Origin of the sequence: Sphingomicrobium marinum, assembly GCF_026157105.1 — a bacterium.
Classification (GTDB): Bacteria; Pseudomonadota; Alphaproteobacteria; order Sphingomonadales; family Sphingomonadaceae; genus Sphingomicrobium; species Sphingomicrobium marinum.
Genome location: NZ_JANPVQ010000001.1, coordinates 791,990 through 809,314, shown reverse-complemented (window position 1 = coordinate 809,314; position 17,325 = coordinate 791,990). Strand labels below are relative to the sequence as shown.

At 60.8% G+C, this 17,325-nt stretch carries 19 protein-coding genes; 1 reads left to right on the top strand and 18 read right to left on the bottom strand.

All coding sequences use genetic code 11. The annotated features are described in order from the left end of the window. From NUX07_RS04090 to rpsJ, 4 genes are all read right to left on the bottom strand, one after another. Positions 1-315 carry a 50S ribosomal protein L23 gene (locus tag NUX07_RS04090; RefSeq protein WP_265529053.1) on the bottom strand — a complete coding sequence of 105 codons (315 nt, stop codon included), beginning with the start codon at positions 313-315 and terminating at the stop codon, positions 1-3. After that, positions 308-937 carry a 50S ribosomal protein L4 gene (gene rplD, locus NUX07_RS04085; RefSeq protein ID WP_265529052.1) on the bottom strand — a complete coding sequence of 210 codons (630 nt, stop codon included), beginning with the start codon at positions 935-937 and terminating at the stop codon, positions 308-310. The genes NUX07_RS04090 and rplD overlap by 8 nt, the downstream gene beginning before the upstream one ends. A 3-nt stretch (positions 938-940) precedes the next feature. Further along, complete coding sequence (gene rplC, locus NUX07_RS04080) at positions 941-1,792, bottom strand: 50S ribosomal protein L3 (RefSeq protein WP_265529050.1); 852 nt, start codon at positions 1,790-1,792, stop codon at positions 941-943. A gap of 239 nt (positions 1,793-2,031) precedes the next feature. Next, positions 2,032-2,343 carry a 30S ribosomal protein S10 gene (rpsJ, locus tag NUX07_RS04075; RefSeq protein WP_044450118.1) on the bottom strand — a complete coding sequence of 104 codons (312 nt, stop codon included), beginning with the start codon at positions 2,341-2,343 and terminating at the stop codon, positions 2,032-2,034. Positions 2,344-2,654: 311 nt separating this feature from the next. On the opposite strand from rpsJ, the gene NUX07_RS04070 reads away from it, so the two are divergent. After that, entirely contained in the window at positions 2,655-3,662 is a 1,008-nt protein-coding gene (locus tag NUX07_RS04070; RefSeq protein WP_265529045.1) for a hypothetical protein, read from the top strand. 109 nt (positions 3,663-3,771) lie between these two features. Here the strand turns inward: NUX07_RS04070 and NUX07_RS04065 are convergent, their stop codons facing one another. The 14 genes from NUX07_RS04065 to NUX07_RS04000 form a co-directional block, all read right to left on the bottom strand. Then, a complete protein-coding gene (locus NUX07_RS04065; protein ID WP_265529043.1) occupies positions 3,772-4,674 on the bottom strand; it encodes an OmpA family protein in 903 nt (300 codons plus the stop codon). 225 nt (positions 4,675-4,899) lie between these two features. Then, positions 4,900-5,232, bottom strand: a complete 333-nt coding sequence (locus NUX07_RS04060; RefSeq protein WP_265529042.1) for a hypothetical protein — start codon at positions 5,230-5,232, stop codon at positions 4,900-4,902. 137 nt (positions 5,233-5,369) lie between these two features. After that, on the bottom strand, positions 5,370-6,560 hold the full coding sequence (gene tuf, locus NUX07_RS04055; RefSeq protein WP_265529040.1) for an elongation factor Tu: 1,191 nt from the start codon (positions 6,558-6,560) through the stop codon (positions 5,370-5,372). A 91-nt stretch (positions 6,561-6,651) separates the two neighbouring features. Next, the gene (fusA, locus tag NUX07_RS04050; protein WP_265529038.1) at positions 6,652-8,745 is read right to left on the bottom strand and encodes an elongation factor G; all 2,094 of its coding nucleotides are present in this window, start codon (positions 8,743-8,745) and stop codon (positions 6,652-6,654) included. Positions 8,746-8,808: 63 nt separating this feature from the next. Then, complete coding sequence (gene rpsG / locus NUX07_RS04045; protein WP_265529036.1) at positions 8,809-9,279, bottom strand: 30S ribosomal protein S7; 471 nt, start codon at positions 9,277-9,279, stop codon at positions 8,809-8,811. Positions 9,280-9,351: 72 nt separating this feature from the next. Next, a complete protein-coding gene (rpsL, locus tag NUX07_RS04040) occupies positions 9,352-9,723 on the bottom strand; it encodes a 30S ribosomal protein S12 (protein ID WP_265530741.1) in 372 nt (123 codons plus the stop codon). A 256-nt stretch (positions 9,724-9,979) separates the two neighbouring features. Beyond that, on the bottom strand, positions 9,980-11,029 hold the full coding sequence (locus NUX07_RS04035; RefSeq protein ID WP_265529035.1) for a sensor histidine kinase: 1,050 nt from the start codon (positions 11,027-11,029) through the stop codon (positions 9,980-9,982). Positions 11,030-11,146: 117 nt separating this feature from the next. After that, positions 11,147-11,527, bottom strand: coding sequence for a hypothetical protein (locus tag NUX07_RS04030; protein WP_265529033.1), 381 nt, complete (start codon positions 11,525-11,527; stop codon positions 11,147-11,149). A gap of 27 nt (positions 11,528-11,554) precedes the next feature. Next, positions 11,555-12,850 carry a metal-dependent hydrolase family protein gene (locus tag NUX07_RS04025; protein ID WP_265529032.1) on the bottom strand — a complete coding sequence of 432 codons (1,296 nt, stop codon included), beginning with the start codon at positions 12,848-12,850 and terminating at the stop codon, positions 11,555-11,557. Then, positions 12,826-14,133 (bottom strand): Xaa-Pro dipeptidase, encoded by a 1,308-nt coding sequence (locus tag NUX07_RS04020; protein ID WP_265529030.1) that lies wholly within the window; start codon positions 14,131-14,133, stop codon positions 12,826-12,828. The genes NUX07_RS04025 and NUX07_RS04020 overlap by 25 nt, the downstream gene beginning before the upstream one ends. Positions 14,134-14,188: 55 nt before the next feature. Then, the gene (locus NUX07_RS04015; RefSeq protein ID WP_265529028.1) at positions 14,189-14,563 is read right to left on the bottom strand and encodes a hypothetical protein; all 375 of its coding nucleotides are present in this window, start codon (positions 14,561-14,563) and stop codon (positions 14,189-14,191) included. A gap of 46 nt (positions 14,564-14,609) precedes the next feature. After that, complete coding sequence (gene lpdA, locus NUX07_RS04010; RefSeq protein WP_265529026.1) at positions 14,610-16,025, bottom strand: dihydrolipoyl dehydrogenase; 1,416 nt, start codon at positions 16,023-16,025, stop codon at positions 14,610-14,612. A 12-nt stretch (positions 16,026-16,037) separates the two neighbouring features. Beyond that, positions 16,038-16,889, bottom strand: coding sequence for a hypothetical protein (locus NUX07_RS04005; RefSeq protein WP_265529024.1), 852 nt, complete (start codon positions 16,887-16,889; stop codon positions 16,038-16,040). A gap of 1 nt (position 16,890) precedes the next feature. Further along, the gene (locus NUX07_RS04000) at positions 16,891-17,313 is read right to left on the bottom strand and encodes a hypothetical protein (RefSeq protein WP_265529023.1); all 423 of its coding nucleotides are present in this window, start codon (positions 17,311-17,313) and stop codon (positions 16,891-16,893) included. Positions 17,314-17,325: the final 12 nt, after the last annotated feature.

Sequence of the window (17,325 nt, the reverse complement as noted above, 5' to 3'; positions counted from 1 at the left end):
CTAGATCCCGCTCGTGATATCGATCATGTCACCATCCTTGAGGGTGACGATCGCTTTTTTCTCATCGGTGCGCTTGTAGGGCTTGCCCCGCCAGCGCTTGACCTTGCCCTTCGACACGATCGTGTTGACCTTGGTCACCGTCACGTCGAACAACGCCTCGACGGCTTCCTTGATCTGCGGCTTGGTGGCATCGCCCGAAACCTTGAACACCACCGCATTATGTTCCGACGCCATGGTCGACTTTTCGGTGATGTGCGGCGCCAGGACGACATCGTAGTGGCGGTTCTCGACCGCTTTCTTCGCTGCCTTAGCCATTGAAACGTGCCTCCAGCTTCTCCAGCCCGGCGCGGGTGATGACCAGCGTCTCGTGGCGGAGGATGTCATAGACGTTGGCACCGGCCGCCGGCATCAGGTTGATGCTCGGGATGTTGGCCGACGCACGCGCGAAGCCGACATTGACCGCTTCGCCGTCGACGACGAGGTTGGTCTTGCCGAAACCCAGCTTGTCGAGCTTGGCCGACAGCGCCTTGGTCTTGGCATCACCGTTCATGTCGAGGTCCGACACGACGATCAGCTTGCCGTCCTTGGCCTTGCTCGAGAGCGCCATCTTGAGACCCAGCGTGCGAATCTTCTTGTTGAGGCTCGACGAGAAGGTGCGGGCGCGAGCGCCGTGGGCCTTACCACCGCCGACGAAGATCGGCGCACGGCGCGAACCGTGACGGGCGTTACCCGAACCCTTCTGACGGCCGAACTTGGCGCCAGTGCGCGCAACATCGCTACGCTCGCGGGTCGCACGTGCCGGGGCACGACGATTAATGAGCTGCCACGTCACGACGCGGTGAAGAATATCTTCGCGAGGCTCGACACCGAAAATATCGGCGTTGAGCTGGACGTCGCCGTCCGCTTTCGCGTCGAGGGTCTGTACCTTGACCTTCATCGCTTATTCCTTGCCTTTTTCGGCTTCGGGCTTGTCGCCGTCGTCCGTCTTGTTGTCGTCAGCGGTCTGCTCGGCAGCCATCGCTTCGACTTCGGCGTGGGTCGGCGTCGGTGCAGCTTCCTGCACGGCACCTTCTTCAACGAAGCCGGCGGGCGCTTCTTCCGAAGCAACTTCATCCGCATTGCGGCGCATGGCGGCCGGGAAGGGAACGCCTTCTGGCAGCGGCACCTTGACCGCGTCCTTGACCATCAGCCAGCCACCCTTCGGACCGGGCACCGAGCCCTTGACGAAGATGAGGCCGCGCTCGACGTCGGTGCGGACAATCATGAGGTTCTGCTGGGTGCGATTGCGCGCGCCCATGTGACCGGCCATCTTCTTGCCTTTGAAGACGCGGCCCGGATCCTGACGGTTACCCGTCGAACCATGCGAACGGTGCGAGATCGAGACGCCGTGGGTGGCCCGCAGACCGCCGAAGCCCCAACGCTTCATGGCGCCCGCGAAACCCTTACCCTGGGTAACGCCCGAAATGTCGACCAGCTGGCCCGCGATGAAATGATCGGCGGTGATGTTCGCGCCGACATCGAGCAGCGCATCTTCCGAGACGCGGAACTCGACGACCTTCATCTTGGGTTCGATTTCGTTCTTGCCGTACTGGACGCGCTGCGGCTTGGCGACGTTCTTCGCCTTCGCCTTGCCGGCACCCAGGGCAACGGCCGTATAGCCGTCTTTATCTTCTTCGCGACGACCGACGACCTGCAGTTCGTCCAGCTGAAGAACGGTCACAGGCACGTGCCTGCCGTCTTCTTGGAACAAACGGGTCATGCCCATCTTTTTCGCGATCACGCCAGTGCGCATGATCTCACACTCCCATCAGAGGCCCGACCTGGAAAATGCCCAGGCAGGGCGTGCGACCCATTGATATGTGCGAACCCCCGCTTGGGTCGTTCCTTCCGATGGGAAGGAGGCGGGGGACGCAGACCGCAGCACCTAGGCGCTGCCCGGTATCCCTTGTTTCCTCCCGGCTCGCGCCGGTGGCGGCTTTCAGTTTCCCGAAGCCGTATCCAAATCAGCTATGTTGCTGAGTTGGCGGCCCCTTAGGCCAGTTTGATCTCTACGTCCACCCCTGCAGCGAGATCGAGCTTCATCAAAGCGTCGACCGTCTGCGGCGTCGGCTGCACGATATCGAGCAGGCGCTTGTAGGTGCGGACCTCGAACTGTTCGCGCGACTTCTTGTCGATGTGCGGCGAACGGTTCACGGTGAACTTCTCGATGCGCGTCGGCAGGGGGATAGGACCACGGATCAGCGCGCCGGTACGACGTGCCGTGTCTGCAATGTCACCTGTAGCCTGATCGAGCACACGATGGTCGAAAGCCTTGAGACGAATGCGAATGTTCTGCGTTTCCATATCCACTTACCGATGCGAAAGAGCCAAGGCTGTTTCCAGCCCAAAAAACAGGAGGCCATTCCCGCATTTTCCCGGCGAACCGAAACGGGCGACCTCCCAAAAACTTGTGCGACGTTGGGTTGCCCCGTCCGTCTGTGAGCGCGCATCTACATACGTCGGACGGCGAGATCAACCCCTTATGGCGTTATTTTGGAGCAGCGATGTCCAGCTCCAATGGGAAGCGAATGATGCCATGCTTTGATTCAAATCGATTGCATCGCTAGCGTCACAAAATGTTGGGCCGACGAACATTGATACTGAATCTGCTCGGCATGGCAGGTGCCGCAAGGCTTAAGATTGCAGATAGGATTTCAATGGCCACAACACCACAGCCAGACAGCGTCGTGAGGGTCCCGGAACTTCCCAACGGTTGGCAAGCTGTGAATTATGCGATTTTGCAGGATGGTTTGCTCGCCATACTGGCCGCCAACGTCGACCTTGTATCCGAATGGAAGCGCGATGAACGTGGAGGCCCAATAGGTGATCCATACAAGGTCGCGGAGACTGCCGAAGCCAAGATTTTCACTGTTGGTGGAAATTCGGTAGATGGCAGCTCGGTCTTCCCTCTTCTTACACCCTTCCCCTCTTTTGACCGCTTTCCCGACGGTCGATGGTTAGTTGTTGGTGGACGAACGCGCGGAAAACCAAGTGCTCGTATTATCGAGAAAGACGGCTCTGTTGAGACACCCTTCATGCTCGGCGACGGTATCGAACACATGAAGATCGATGAGCGCGGTAGCATTTGGGTCGGCTGGTTCGATGAAGGCGTTTATGGAAACGACAGTTGGAGACTTGAAGGACATGAGTGGCCCCCTAGCGCATATGGAGTAGCTGCTTTTTCCGAGAGAGGTGAAATCCTATCGTTTGCGCCGAGCCCTCCAGCAAATGGCCACATTTCAGATTGCTATGCACTCAATGTCATTGGCAGCGATGCGTGGACCTGCACTTATGGCGAATTTCCGATCCTGCGAATGAGTGATGATGGAAAGGCCCAGTGGTGGGAGACACAGCTTAGCGGTCCTCGGGCATTGGCAATCCAACTCCCATATATTTTGGCAGTCGGCGGTTATTCCGACGACGGAGATACGGCAGTGTTGCTCAAGCTCGAAGGCAACGCCACTTCAGAATTGGGCCGGTGGCGGTTGCCATTGAATGTCGGATTTCCAAATCAAGTCGAGTTAATCGATGGCCGGGGCGAATCTATATTCGCGATTCAGGATTCGACGATGCGACGGTGGCACATAGGAAATTTCGTAGAGGCAGTCGGGCACTCAAGCTAGCTCGGACCATACGACCACAATGGGGTCGTTTATCGACATTCTACCGATACAAAAAAAGCCCGGCGCTTCCATCGAAGCACCGGGCTCTCCTTTTTCGTTCGCTCCAACCTCAGCGACTGGCCTGCTGCATGCCGTCGACGGCCTTGCTAACAAGGATGTTCACCGCGACGCGGCGGTTCTGGGCACGGCCCTGCGCGGTCGCGTTGTCGGCCGCCGGGTCGGACTCGGCCATGCCGGTGGGGGTCAGCATGCGCCACGGCGCCCAGCCGCACTTCTGCTGCAAAGTGTTAACGACCTTGCCGGCGCGCTTCTCGCTCAGCACCTGGTTATAGTCCTCGTCGCCGACGGAGTCGGTATAGCCGACCACCAGCAGCAGCGCGTTGTCCATCGCCTCGGCCTCGGCCGCTGCATCGCACAGCTGGCTTACCTCGTCGCTCGAGACGGCCCACTTGCCCGTGTCGAAGTAGATGTCGGTCGTGGCCTTGATGTTGTACTGGTCGATGTCGCCGAAGCGACCGCGCAGGGCCTCGGTTGCCGCCGCATTTTGCGAGATGGCCATATCGTGTTCGCCGAAGCGCTGCGCGGTGCCGTTATGGATCATCGACGCGGTACGAAGGTGTTTTTCCTTGAGGCTGACCTTGGTGGCGATCAGGCGGTCGCCCCATTCCACCGTCTTCACTGAGACGGGCAGCCCATTGAACAGCGCATTGGCATCCAGCCTGTCCTTGTCGAGCCCGAGGAAGCCGCCGCTCGACTTGATCTCGGTAGTCGGGGCCACGAGAACCGGCGTACTCGTCCCGGTATCGCCCGCGACCTGCATCTGCGCGCCATTGCGCGCGGCGATGAAGCCTTTGATCTCGGGCCCTGCCGGCAAGCCCTCCAGCGAGGCCGGAAGTTGGCCTTCTACGGTGATCGATTCCATTCCATCGACATCCTGCGCGGAGACCGCGCTAGCCGGGATGGCCGCCGCGGCCAGCAGCAGGATGACTTTCGACTGGTTCAAAATATTCACAAATTCCACTCCCAAAGGTGACCGTCGCGCCGCGTCGGCGACACGTTCTCCGGCCCATTCGGGACACCGCCTGTTAACCATAACCTTGCTGGCAGATGAACGAGTCAGCGAGCTGTTTATCCGGCGTAAAATTTACAGATGTTGCGGGGGCGCAGAGCGGCGAGTTGTTTGAGCGCGGGTTCGCAATGAGCGCTCGATGACGGCAACTAGGGTGACGACCGGTCGCTAGGCGTTACCTTTCAAAAGTTCTCCAACGACCTTCTCTAGCGCTGCCGATCTTGGCTCACTTGGCCAATGGTTGATACGCAGCTCTTGATCTCGGGACAGGTATGTTTCGAAACGATCCGAATAAATCTCGACCTCCAGGCTGTCCCATTCACCGCTCACTTGCCAGTCAAAGCAAATCGCTTTCGTATAAGGATTGAGAGAGATGTCTTCGCTTTCGATTGCTCCGAGGGCAGTGCCTTCGAGAGCCGAAAGCAACGCGATGGCGTTCCCGCGCTGCACAGCATCACCAGCTAACTCTTCAACCCGGCGTTCGAGTAATTCCTTCGACATGTATGCAAGGTATCACCTCTTCGAATGCCCGCAATGGGGCCGTTAGCGGTCTTCCGAACGACACAAAAAAGCCCGGCGCTTCCATTGAAGCACCGGGCTCTTTTCGATCGGTTGCTCTTGAAAGGAGCGCGCGAAGTTTACGCGGTGATCTTGCCGACCACGCCCGCGCCGACGGTTCGACCGCCTTCACGGATCGCGAAGCGCAGACCCTGGTCCATAGCGATCGGAGCGATCAGCTTGACACCCAGCGACACGTTGTCGCCCGGCATGACCATTTCCGTACCTTCCGGAAGGGTGATTTCACCCGTCACGTCGGTGGTGCGGAAGTAGAACTGCGGACGGTAGTTCGCGAAGAACGGCGTGTGACGGCCGCCTTCGTCCTTCGACAGGACGTAGACTTCGGCTTCGAAGTCGGTGTGCGGCGTGATCGAACCCGGAGCAGCCAGAACCTGGCCACGCTCGACTTCTTCACGGCCGACGCCGCGGATCAGCGCACCGATGTTATCGCCAGCCTGGCCCTGGTCGAGCAGCTTGCGGAACATTTCGACGCCCGTGACGGTCGTCTTGGTGGTGTCCTTGATGCCGACGATTTCGACTTCATCGCCAACGTTCACGATGCCGGTTTCGACGCGGCCGGTGACAACCGTACCGCGACCCGAGATCGAGAAAACGTCTTCGATCGGCATGAGGAACGGCTTGTCCAGCGGACGATCCGGCTCAGGGATCCACTCGTCGACGGCAGCCATCAGCTTAAGAATGGCTTCCTGACCGATTTCGCGGTTGCTGTCTTCGAGGGCAGCAAGCGCCGAACCGGCAATGATCGGAATGTTGTCGCCGTCGAAGTCACGCTTCGAAAGTTCTTCGCGGATTTCGAGTTCGACGAGCTCGAGCAGTTCGGGATCGTCAACCTGGTCGACCTTGTTGAGCCACACGACCATGGTCGGCACGCCGACCTGCTTGGCGAGCAGGATGTGCTCCTTGGTCTGCGGCATGGGGCCGTCAGCCGCCGAAACGACGAGGATCGCGCCGTCCATCTGGGCGGCACCGGTGATCATGTTCTTCACATAGTCAGCGTGACCCGGGCAATCGACGTGAGCATAGTGACGGTTTTCCGTCTCATACTCGACGTGCGCCGTCGAAATGGTGATGCCGCGCTCGCGCTCTTCCGGCGCCTTGTCGATGTTTGCAAAATCGACAGCCTGCGACGTACCCGCTTCCGCGAGCGTCTTGGTGATCGCTGCGGTCAGCGAGGTCTTACCATGGTCGACGTGACCGATGGTGCCGATGTTCACGTGCGGTTTGTTCCGCTCAAATTTTGCCTTCGCCATGTAAAGCCTCTTCTTCTTCTAAAATTTGTCTCGGGCGGCACGCCCTCTGACGCGCGCCCTTAACGACCTTTTTCGTGAATGACCAGCCCGATTAGGCCATCTTCGCCTTCAATTCGTCCGCAACATTCTGCGGCACTTCGTCATAGTGCGAGAACTGCATCGAATATTGGGCACGACCCGAGGTGAAGCTGCGCAGTTCGTTAATGTAGCCGAACATGTTCGCCAGCGGCACGTGAGCAGCAACAACCTGTGCGTTACCGCGGCTGTCAGTGCCCTGGATCTGACCACGACGCGAGTTGAGGTCACCGATCACGTCGCCGAGATAGTCCTCGGGAGTGACGACTTCAACCTTCATAACGGGTTCGAGCAGCTTGATGCCGGCACGATCCGCCGCCTCGCGCATCGCTGCACGACCGGCGATTTCGAAGGCCAGCGCCGAAGAGTCGACGTCGTGATACTTGCCGTCGAGCAGTTCGATGTCGAAGTCGATGATCGGGAAGCCGATGAGCGCGCCGGTTTCGGCGGTCTCGCGCATGCCCTTTTCGACCGACGGGATATATTCCTTGGGAATGTTACCGCCCTTGACGTTGTCGGTGAAGTTGATGCCGGCACCGCGTTCACCCGGGGTCAGCGCAACCTTCACCTCGGCGAACTGGCCCGAACCACCCGACTGCTTCTTGTGGGTGTAGGTCAGCTCGGTCGGCTTCTTCAAAGATTCACGATAGGCGACTTGCGGCGCGCCGACATTGGCGTCCACCTTGAATTCGCGCTTCATGCGGTCGACGATGATGTCGAGGTGGAGTTCGCCCATGCCCTTGATGATCGTCTGGCCGCTTTCGTGATCGGTCGTGACGCGGAACGAGGGATCCTCGGCAGCCAGGCGGTTGAGCGCGATGCCCATCTTTTCCTGATCGGCCTTGGTCTTGGGTTCCACCGACAGTTCGATAACCGGATCCGGGAATTCCATGCGTTCCAGGATGATCGGCGCCTTTTCGGCACACAGCGTGTCACCCGTGGTGGTTTCCTTGAGACCCGCAATGGCGACGATGTCGCCGGCGAATGCTTCTTCGATGTCCTCGCGGTTGTTCGAGTGCATCAGCAGCATGCGGCCGATCTTTTCCTTCTTCTCCTTGACGGAGTTGAGAACCGAACCCTTCGAGAGCTTGCCCGAATAGATGCGGCAGAAGGTGAGCGAGCCGACGAACGGGTCGTTCATGATCTTGAAGGCCAGCGCCGAGAAGGGCTCGTCGTCCGAGCTCGGACGCTTGGCTTCTTCTTCGGTGCCCGGGACGACACCGCGGATGGCGGGAACGTCGGTCGGGCTCGGCATGTAGTCGACAACGGCGTCGAGCAGCGGCTGGACACCCTTGTTCTTGAAGGCCGAACCGCACAGCACCGGCACGAACGCCTGGTTGAGCGTACCCTTGCGGATGAGGCCCTTGAGCGTTTCCGCATCGGGCATTTCGCCTTCGAGGTAGGCCATCATGACATCGTCGTCCTGCTCAACGGCAGCTTCGACGAGCTTTTCATGATATTCGGCGGCCTTGTCGGCGAGATCGGCGGGAATTTCTTCGTAGACGAACTCAGCGCCCAGGCTCTCGTCCTTCCAGACGATCGCGCGCATGCGGACAAGGTCGACCACGCCCTTCAATTGGTCTTCCGCACCGATCGGCAGCGTCAGCACCAGCGGGTTGGCACCCAGGCGCTCGACGATCGAATCGACGCAGTAGTAGAAATCGGCACCGGTACGGTCGAGCTTGTTGATGAAGCACATCCGCGGGACCTTGTACTTGTCGGCCTGGCGCCAGACGGTCTCGGACTGCGGTTCGACACCGGCAACGCCGTCGAACACCGCGACCGCGCCGTCGAGCACGCGCAGCGAACGCTCGACTTCAATCGTGAAGTCGACGTGGCCCGGCGTGTCGATGATGTTGATGCGGTGCTTTTCGCCCTTACCGTCGTCCGACGACCAGAAGGTGGTCGTGGCAGCCGACGTAATGGTGATGCCGCGCTCCTGCTCCTGCTCCATCCAGTCCATCGTGGCGGCGCCGTCATGGACTTCGCCGATCTTGTACGATTTACCGGTGTAGTAGAGGATACGCTCGGTGGTGGTGGTCTTGCCGGCATCGATGTGCGCCATGATGCCGATGTTGCGATAACGCTCCAGCGGATAGTCGCGGGCCATGTTACTCTTTCCTTCTGGGTGATGTCCGGCGCCCGAGAGCGGCCGGACATATCAATTCAATGTCTACCAGCGATAATGGCTGAAGGCGCGGTTGGCTTCGGCCATGCGGTGCGTGTCTTCACGCTTCTTCACCGCATTGCCGCGGTTCTGCGCGGCATCCATCAGCTCGCCCGACAGGCGGGCCGCCATGGTCTTTTCCGCACGCGAACGCGCTGCCGAGATGAGCCAGCGAATGGCCAGCGCCTGGGCGCGGTCAGGACGAACTTCGACCGGCACCTGGTAGGTCGCGCCGCCGACACGGCGGCTGCGGACCTCGATGCCCGGCTTGATGTTGTTGAGCGCTTCGTGGAACACGGCCAGCGGCTCGGTCTTCATGCGCGCTTCGACATTGTCGAGAGCACCGTAGACGATGCGTTCCGCGACCGACTTCTTACCGTCGAGCATGATGTTGTTCATGAATTTCGACAGGACGAGGTCCCCGAACTTGGGATCGGGGAGAATGACGCGCTTTTCTGGGCGACGACGACGGGACATATTCTTATCCTTTTATAGAGCGGCGTGCCGGCCAGTTGGCGGCACCACCGACGTATCCAGTTACTTGGCCAGTTACTTCGGACGCTTGGCGCCGTACTTCGAACGGCTCTGCTTGCGATCCTTCACGCCCTGCGTGTCGAGGACACCGCGCAGCACGTGATAGCGCACGCCCGGAAGGTCGCGCACACGGCCGCCGCGGATCAGCACAACGCTGTGCTCCTGGAGGTTGTGGCCTTCGCCCGGGATGTAGCTGATCACTTCGCGGCTGTTGGTCAGGCGGACCTTCGCAACCTTGCGCAGCGCCGAGTTCGGCTTTTTCGGGGTCGTCGTATAGACACGGGTGCAGACGCCGCGCTTTTGCGGGTTCTGCTCCATTGCAGGGACCTTGCTCTTGGCCTTCTGCAGCGTACGGCCCTTGCGGACCAACTGGTTAATCGTCGGCATGAAGCCTTCACCTTTCATCATGCCGGGCATCCACCCGGCGGTTACTTTGCCATGTGCATGAAAAGACGAAGGCTCGGCCTCCCGGTCTTTCCCGGGCGGACAACCCTTCGCGGCACATGCCAATGTTCAGCTCTTGTCCTGGTTCGCGCGCCGGAGTCGGAGCGGTCGCGTCGGACGGGGCGGCCCTTAGAAGAAGCGGCCCCCCGCGTCAACACCATGTGGGGTGATTTGCGTACGCTTCAAGTGCGCCCGATGCTTATCGAAGCGGCACCGTGATGCGCGCATAGAAGCCTGGCTCGTCGGAAGCAAACTCGACAGTTGCGTGGAGCTGGCGCGAAAGCGAGCTGATCAGCGCGCGCCCGATCCCCGAACCCGTTGCCTTCTCGGGGTCGACCAGGCCCGGGCCGTTATCGCGGTACACGATGACGACGTCTTCCTCACCCGCGTCTATATCGACAGAGATTCGCGGTGCTTTGATGTCGTCAAAGGCGTGTTTGAAACTGTTCAAGGTCAGTTCGTTGATCGCAAGCGCCAAGGGCGTGGCCTTGTCCGTACGAAGAAGAGCGCGCCCCTTCTGTTTCAGATTGAGGTCTACTTCGCGGTCGGTGGTGAACGACTTGACCAGTTCGATCATCATGTCGCCGATCATGCCGACAACCTCGATCTCGCTATGGGTTCCAAGCTCGTAGAGGCGGCGGTGAATATCGGCGAGAACCATCACGCGCGCGCCGGCATCCCTGAAGGACTGCGCCGCGCCTTCATCCTTGATCGATCGCGCATGCAGCGACAGCATGCCGTGCACCAACGCCAGATTGTTCTTCACCCGGTGATTCACTTCAAGCAACAGCAACTCGCGCGCTTCCAGTGCGAGTTTCAATTTGCGTTCGGTCGCCAGTTCGGCGGTGCGATCGGACAGCGTCAGCACCGACGCGACTTGCTTGCCGTCGCTATTCAACACGGGCCGCGCCGTGCCGATCGCGTCCACGATTTCGCCGTCGGGGCGCTTTATCTTCCAATGGGCATGCTCGACCACTTCGCCATCGCGCACAGCTTTGGCGAGCGGGAGGTCGGCCGGCGGGTAGGGTTTCTCGTCGAGCGTGAGGAGGTGATATTGTTCAGTGTAATCGTCGGGTTTTACCGACAATTTTCGCACACCATGAATCACAGCGGCCGCATCATTTACGAAGATGAGCGCCCCTTCCGCATCAGCCACGATCACACCCTCCGCCAGCTGGTTGAGCGCGGCGATGAGCAAGCGCTGGGAGGCTTCGTCCTCGAAGCGGTAATCGAATCGTTCTGCGGCCATTCGCTTGTGCGAAGCTCTTCTCGTTGACGTGAAGGGAAAGGCCGTAGCCTATATTATTACGGCTGCATACCAATGATCCTGGAAATATGGGTCATGCGGCGGGCGCGATGGCCGGTCCTATTCGAGCGGAGCTTCGGCGGCTCCAGACAATGATGGCGGATTGCCGCGCGGGAAAACCGGTGTCGGCATCGGGCTGGCGCCTCCGCGCCCATCGCGGCGGTTTATCAGTTCCATGACGAAGCGCAGGAGCTCATGTCGCGCGGTCGCCTGCGCACTACCGCGCCGTGAAGCCGCGAGCAGCTGCTGGAATTTCTCGATATCCTCGACGCAGAGGAGGTCGCTATCCATCAGTGCCTTCATCTGCACCAGCGCCTTGCTAACAAGCTTGTCGGTGAACGCGTTGATCGCGTTTACCGTGGACGAGTTTCGACGCCGCGCGCCGCTGCGCCTCCTTGGACCAGACGGGATGTCGTGCTTCGGTGTCATTGCGGCCCACATATCATGAAGCGGGGCTCACCCCGTGCGCTATTCGACGACCGTCCCCCTTGCCATGATGAACTGCATGTCCTTGTAGACCGAGACGTCGCGCAATGGATCACCATTCACGGCGACAATATCCGCGCTTTTGCCCACCTCGATGGTGCCGATCTCGTCCGACAGGCCGAGCAGGTCGGCGGCGTTGAGCGTTGCGGCGATGAGCGCGCTTTGAGGCGTCATGCCATTTTCGACCATCAGGCGGAATTCATCGGCATTCTCGCCGTGCCGCCACACGCCGGCATCGGTGCCGAAGGCGATCTTCACACCGGCGGGAACGAGGTCCTGGAGCGACTTGCCCGTGATCTGGATGCGCCACTGAATCTTCTCCGCTACCGACGGCGCTTCGTTCTCAAGACCCGCCGCTACGCGCGTCACATAGCTGTTCACCGTCATCAGCGTCGGTACGTAATAAGTGTCGCTGCGCGCCCAGGTGCGGATCAACTCGTCCGACATGATGGTGGCATGCTCGATGCTGTCGACCCCGAGCTCGAGCGCCATCAGCGCCCCGTCAGCGCCGTGGGCATGGACCGCGACCTTCTTGTCGTAGAGCCGCGCGGTTTCGACGATCGCACGCGCTTCGTCCATGTGCATTTGCGCGCCCAGCCCGGCCCCGATACGGCTGTTGACGCCGCCAGTGATCGCGAATTTGATGACATCGGCGCCATTGGCGACCTGTTCGCGCACCGCGCGGCGGCAGTCGTCGGCGCCATCACAGGTATTGCCGGCGGCATCCATCATGGGTCGGAAATCGGGCTTGAGCCCGACCGCGCCGTCCATATGGCCAGCAGTGGTCGAAATCGGCTTGCCCGCATCGACGATGCGCGGCCCCATCACCAACCCATCGGCGACCGCCGTGGACAGCGCTTCGGTCGATCCGGTGCCGTCGCCCATGTTGCGCACCGTGGTGAAACCCGCGCGCAGCGTCTTCATGCCGTTCACATAAGCATTGAGCGTGAACCAGTTGTCGCTGCGCACCATGTCCTCGATCAGCCCGGCGTTACCGGTGGTGTCCGATGCAAGATGCACGTGGCTATCAATCAGCCCCGGCAGCACCGTCTTGTCCGACAGGTCGATCAGTGTGGCGCCGGCCGGTGCGGGTTGCAGCCCGTCCACCACCGAAACGATACGGCCATCGTCGACCGTGATGGTCGATGGCCCGCGCACGTCCTCACCCGGCACCGCGATCAGCCGGCCGGCATGGATAACCTGCGGTTCGGCAAGCGCAGTGCCTGCAAGCAGGCTGGCGGCAAGCCCCGCGACTATTCCTTTGGTTGCAGGGCCCATGGCACCATCTCCTCTACGGGCACTCCGCCCTTCAACACTCCCGCCGCGGTTTCGACGGTTTCGATATGCACAAGTGGATCGCCCGCTACGACGACCATGTCGGCGTAGCGACCCACCGCGATCGCGCCCACATCGGCTTCACGGCCGAGTGCTTGGGCGCCGTTTTTCGTCGCCGCCTGGATCGCTTCCAGCGGGGTCATTCCATATTCGACCATGACCGCAAACTGCCCCGGCACCCAGCTCGGCGGCATCACGCCGACGTCGCTGGCGAAAACCATGCGTACGCCTGCTTCGTGCGCCTTGCGGAAATTGTCGCGCTGTGCCTGTGCGATCTCGCGGTCCTTGCGCAGATTATCGGGCAAGGTGCCGGTGCTCGTGCCCATCGCCTGCGTATAGTCGGTGTTGCGGATATCCATCGAGAACCAGACCGGGCGCTCGCGGCGCAGCGCCATGCGGATGCCCTCGTCATCGACCAGGCTGGCATGTTCGATCGTGTCGATCCCCGCCGCGATGGCGCGGCGAATGCCCTCGGCACCGTGCGCGTGCGCGGCAGAACGCAGCCCCCATTGATGCGCCTCGTCCGCGATTGCCGTCAGCTCCGCAACCGACAGCTGCGGTTGCCCCGGTTCGGTATTGCGCGAAAACACGCCGCCGGTAGCGCAGACCTTGATAACTTCGGCGCCATATTTGCGCTGGCGGCGTACCTGGTGGCGCAGTTCCTCGGGACCATCGCCCATGCCTTCTTCCTTGCCCTCCTGTTCGAGGCTGGGCGGCAGGAAGGTGCTGTCGCAATGTCCGCCCGTCGCCCCGAGCGAATATCCCGCAGGGATGATACGCGGGCCGACGACATAGCCCGCCTCGATCGCCTGCTTGAGACCGACATCGGCGCGCTGGCCGCTACCGACCTGCCGCACCGTGGTGAAGCCGAGCCGGAGCATCGCCTCGCCGTTGTGGACCGCGCTGATCGGCCAGAAACTGTCGGTGAAGGCGAGCCCGCGATAGCCGCCAATGTCGGCGGGCCCGTCGAGATGGACGTGCATGTCGATGAAACCGGGCAGCAGCGTCATGCCGGGATAATCGATGCGACGATCCGCTTCGCCGAGCGCCGGCAAGGCATCGGTCCCTATCGAAACGATCCGCCCGTCCTCGCCCACCCGGATGACCGGATCGTCGACATAGCGACCGGTCTCGACATCGAGATAGCGATCGGCGGTGATGTAGGTGTCGGCCTGCGCTCCGGCCGGCAACGCAATGGCAAGAGAGAGAAGTACGGAAAGACGCATGCATTTTTCCCCTGTGACTGCCGGGCACGTTAGCGCGGCGCGGGGAAACGGCAAGCTATTGCCGCTTGCGTCCGAACTGCCGGATAGCACCGACATCGGGCGGCGGCGGATCGGTGAGGCCAGCTTCGCGTTTCTTCATGTAGCGCGCGAAGGCCTTGTCGGCATCGAAGTCGCCTTGCTTGGGCAACGGTTCGCCCATGCTGCCGAAAATCGATTGCGCCTTGTCCTGCACGATGGTGTCGACCTTGGCGTGGAAACGCCCCGCCCCGGCATGGCGCACGAAGAGCAGTAACGCGATGGCGGAGCCGCCCAGCATCTTGCCCAGGATGCTCTCGCCAAAGCCGAACGCGAGCATGACGATACCGACGATGACCATAACGGCCATCGTCGTCCCGATCCCGCGGATCATCCGGACGAGCGGTTCGAACATGCGTCCCGCTCTACCGTACAATGCTTGAAGACCCGTTACCGGCGGCTCAGATGTGCAGCACCCGACCGTAGGCCGCCAGCACGCTTTCGTGCATCATTTCGCTCAAGGTCGGGTGCGGGAATACGGTGTTCATGAAGTCCTGCTCGACCAGCTCGGCCTGCTTGCCGACCGTGTAGCCCTGGATAAGCTCGGTGACTTCCGCGCCGATCATGTGCGCGCCGAGCAGTTCGCCCGTTTCCGCATCGAAGACGGTCTTGATGAAGCCTTCGGTCTCGCCCAGCGCGATCGCCTTGCCATTCCCGATGAAGGGGAACTTGCCGACCTTCACCTTGTGCCCGGCTTCTTTGGCCTTGGCTTCGGTCAGGCCGACGCTGGCGACCTGCGGGTGGCAGTAGGTGCAGCCTGGAATGTTCTTCACGTCCATGGCGTGCGGGTGGACGTCCTTGTTGCCGTTTTCCTGCGCAATCGCCTCGACGCAGATGATGCCCTCGTGGCTGGCCTTGTGCGCGAGCCAGGGCGGCGCGGTGACATCGCCGATCGCCCAAATGCCCTTCACATTGGTGCGGCACATGGCGTCGGTATCGATATGACCCTTGGTCATCTTCACGCCCAGCTTGTCGATGCCGATATTCTCGGTGTTGGGGACGATACCGATGGCAACGATGCAGTGGCTGAAGGTCTTCTCCTCGACCTTGCCCTTGGCGTCCTTGATCTTGGCGGTGACGCCCTTCTTGTCTGCCTTAAGGCTCTCGACGCCCGCGCCCGCCATGATGTTCATGCCCTGCTTCTTGAGGCTCTTGGCGAGTTCAGCCGAGATGTCGTCATCCTCGACCGGCACGATGCGGTCGAGCATCTCGACCACCGTCACGTTGGCGCCCATGTCATTGTAAAAGCTTGCAAACTCGATCCCGATCGCGCCCGAGCCGATGACCAGCAGGTCCTTGGGCATTTCTGATGGCACCATCGCGTGGCGATAGGTCCAGATCTTGTCGCCATCGGTCTTGGCAAAGGGCAGGTCGCGCGCGCGTGCGCCCGTGGCGATGATGATGTTCTTGGCGGTGAGCTGGGTCTTTTTGCCCTTGTCGTCGGTCACCGTCATCTTGCCCGCGCCGTCGATGTGGCCGGTGCCCATATGCACGTCGATCTTGTTCTTCTTCATCAGGCCGGTGACGCCCTGGTTCAATTGCTTGGCGACGGCGCGGCTGCGCGCCACGACCTTGTCCAGGTCCATGCCCACCCCTTCGGCCTTCAGCCCGAATTTCTCGGCATGCTGCATGTGATGCATGATCTCGCCCGAGCGCAGCAGCGCCTTGGTCGGAATGCAGCCCCAGTTGAGGCAGATGCCGCCCAAATTCTCACGTTCGACGATTGCGGTCTTCATGCCCAGCTGCGACGCGCGGATCGCCGCGACATAACCACCGGGGCCCGAGCCCAGAACAATGAGATCGTAAGCGTTGGCCATCAAATTCCTCCGTTAGAACAGGAGCCGCGTAACCGCCCACAACAAGCCAAGCAAGAGGCCGAGAATAAGCGTGACCGTCGCGGATCGACGATATTTGGTCCAGTCGCGCCTTGGCTTCTTGTTGATGACGGTGAAAAAGAGGGATGGCCAACTCATCATGAAACCCGTCGCCAGCCCCGTTATCGGAAAGCGTAGCCAGTCGCTTTCAGGCAGGATGGAGGCGGCGAAACCACGCTCGACGGGCCCCAGTGTGACACTGGCAACAACCGCAATGAAAAGCGCAAATCCGAAAGCAAAAACCGGACTCTCTGCCTCTGACAGCATCATGAGCATCAGCCAGAACGGCAACGCGACCAGCAGTGCACGCAAAAGCTCTCTACCGGCCTGCTCCACGCTCGGGGCAGCAGCATCGGTTGCTACCGACGCGAGATCGACCAAGACCCGCGTTTCCGGTCCGAGCGCGAGCGCGGTCGCGGCCCAGACGACGGCATAGCCGAGCATCGCGATGCCGATCAGCTTGGTACATCCCTCCGCACCGTGCGAGGATTTCTTGGTCGTCCGCCAAAGCAGGAAGGCGCAAAAAACAAGGATCAGCACCCACCCTGCCGTGGAAACCGGAATGGCAAGCAATGCCGCCGTCAAGGGCACCGAAAGCGCCGCGACAAGAGCCGCCGGCATGGCCAGCAACACGCCGACACCGATAATAGCGTCACTGATAACCGACCTGCGTTTGGAGATGCCCTTTGCCTTGGCGATAAGCCCGCCGGCGACATAGATTAGGGTCGCCCCGCCAACGTATACAAAATAGGCGGTCGTGACGATCAGCCCGACCGTTCCCGCACCACCAAAAAGGTTTGCTGGCATCCTAGCGGGCGCCGCGCACGGGAAGCCACTTGTTGGCCATCCATTCGGTCATACGCCAGACTAGTCCCCAGACGACGCCCAGCACCCCCCACACGGCCATCACGCCCCAGAATGCTTCCGGCTGTTGGCTGATGTTACGTGCCAACACCCAGAGGCTGTCTGTGGCGAACCCGATTACGACCATCGCAATGGTGCCAATGAACGCCCCGATGAGCGGAACAACGACGTTCTTCAGTCTTGGCATGCCAAGGCGATCGAGCAGCGCCTCGGCGGGCACGAACAGGACAATGGCGGCCAGAATGGCCGGGACAGCGCCGAAGAATGGAAAGATCAAGATCAGGGCGTTATCGGGATTAGCGCTCAGAAAGACGAACAGCACGAATGGCGCGCAAAAGAGGATCACGCTTACGACAATGCGTGCCAACAACAATGGCAA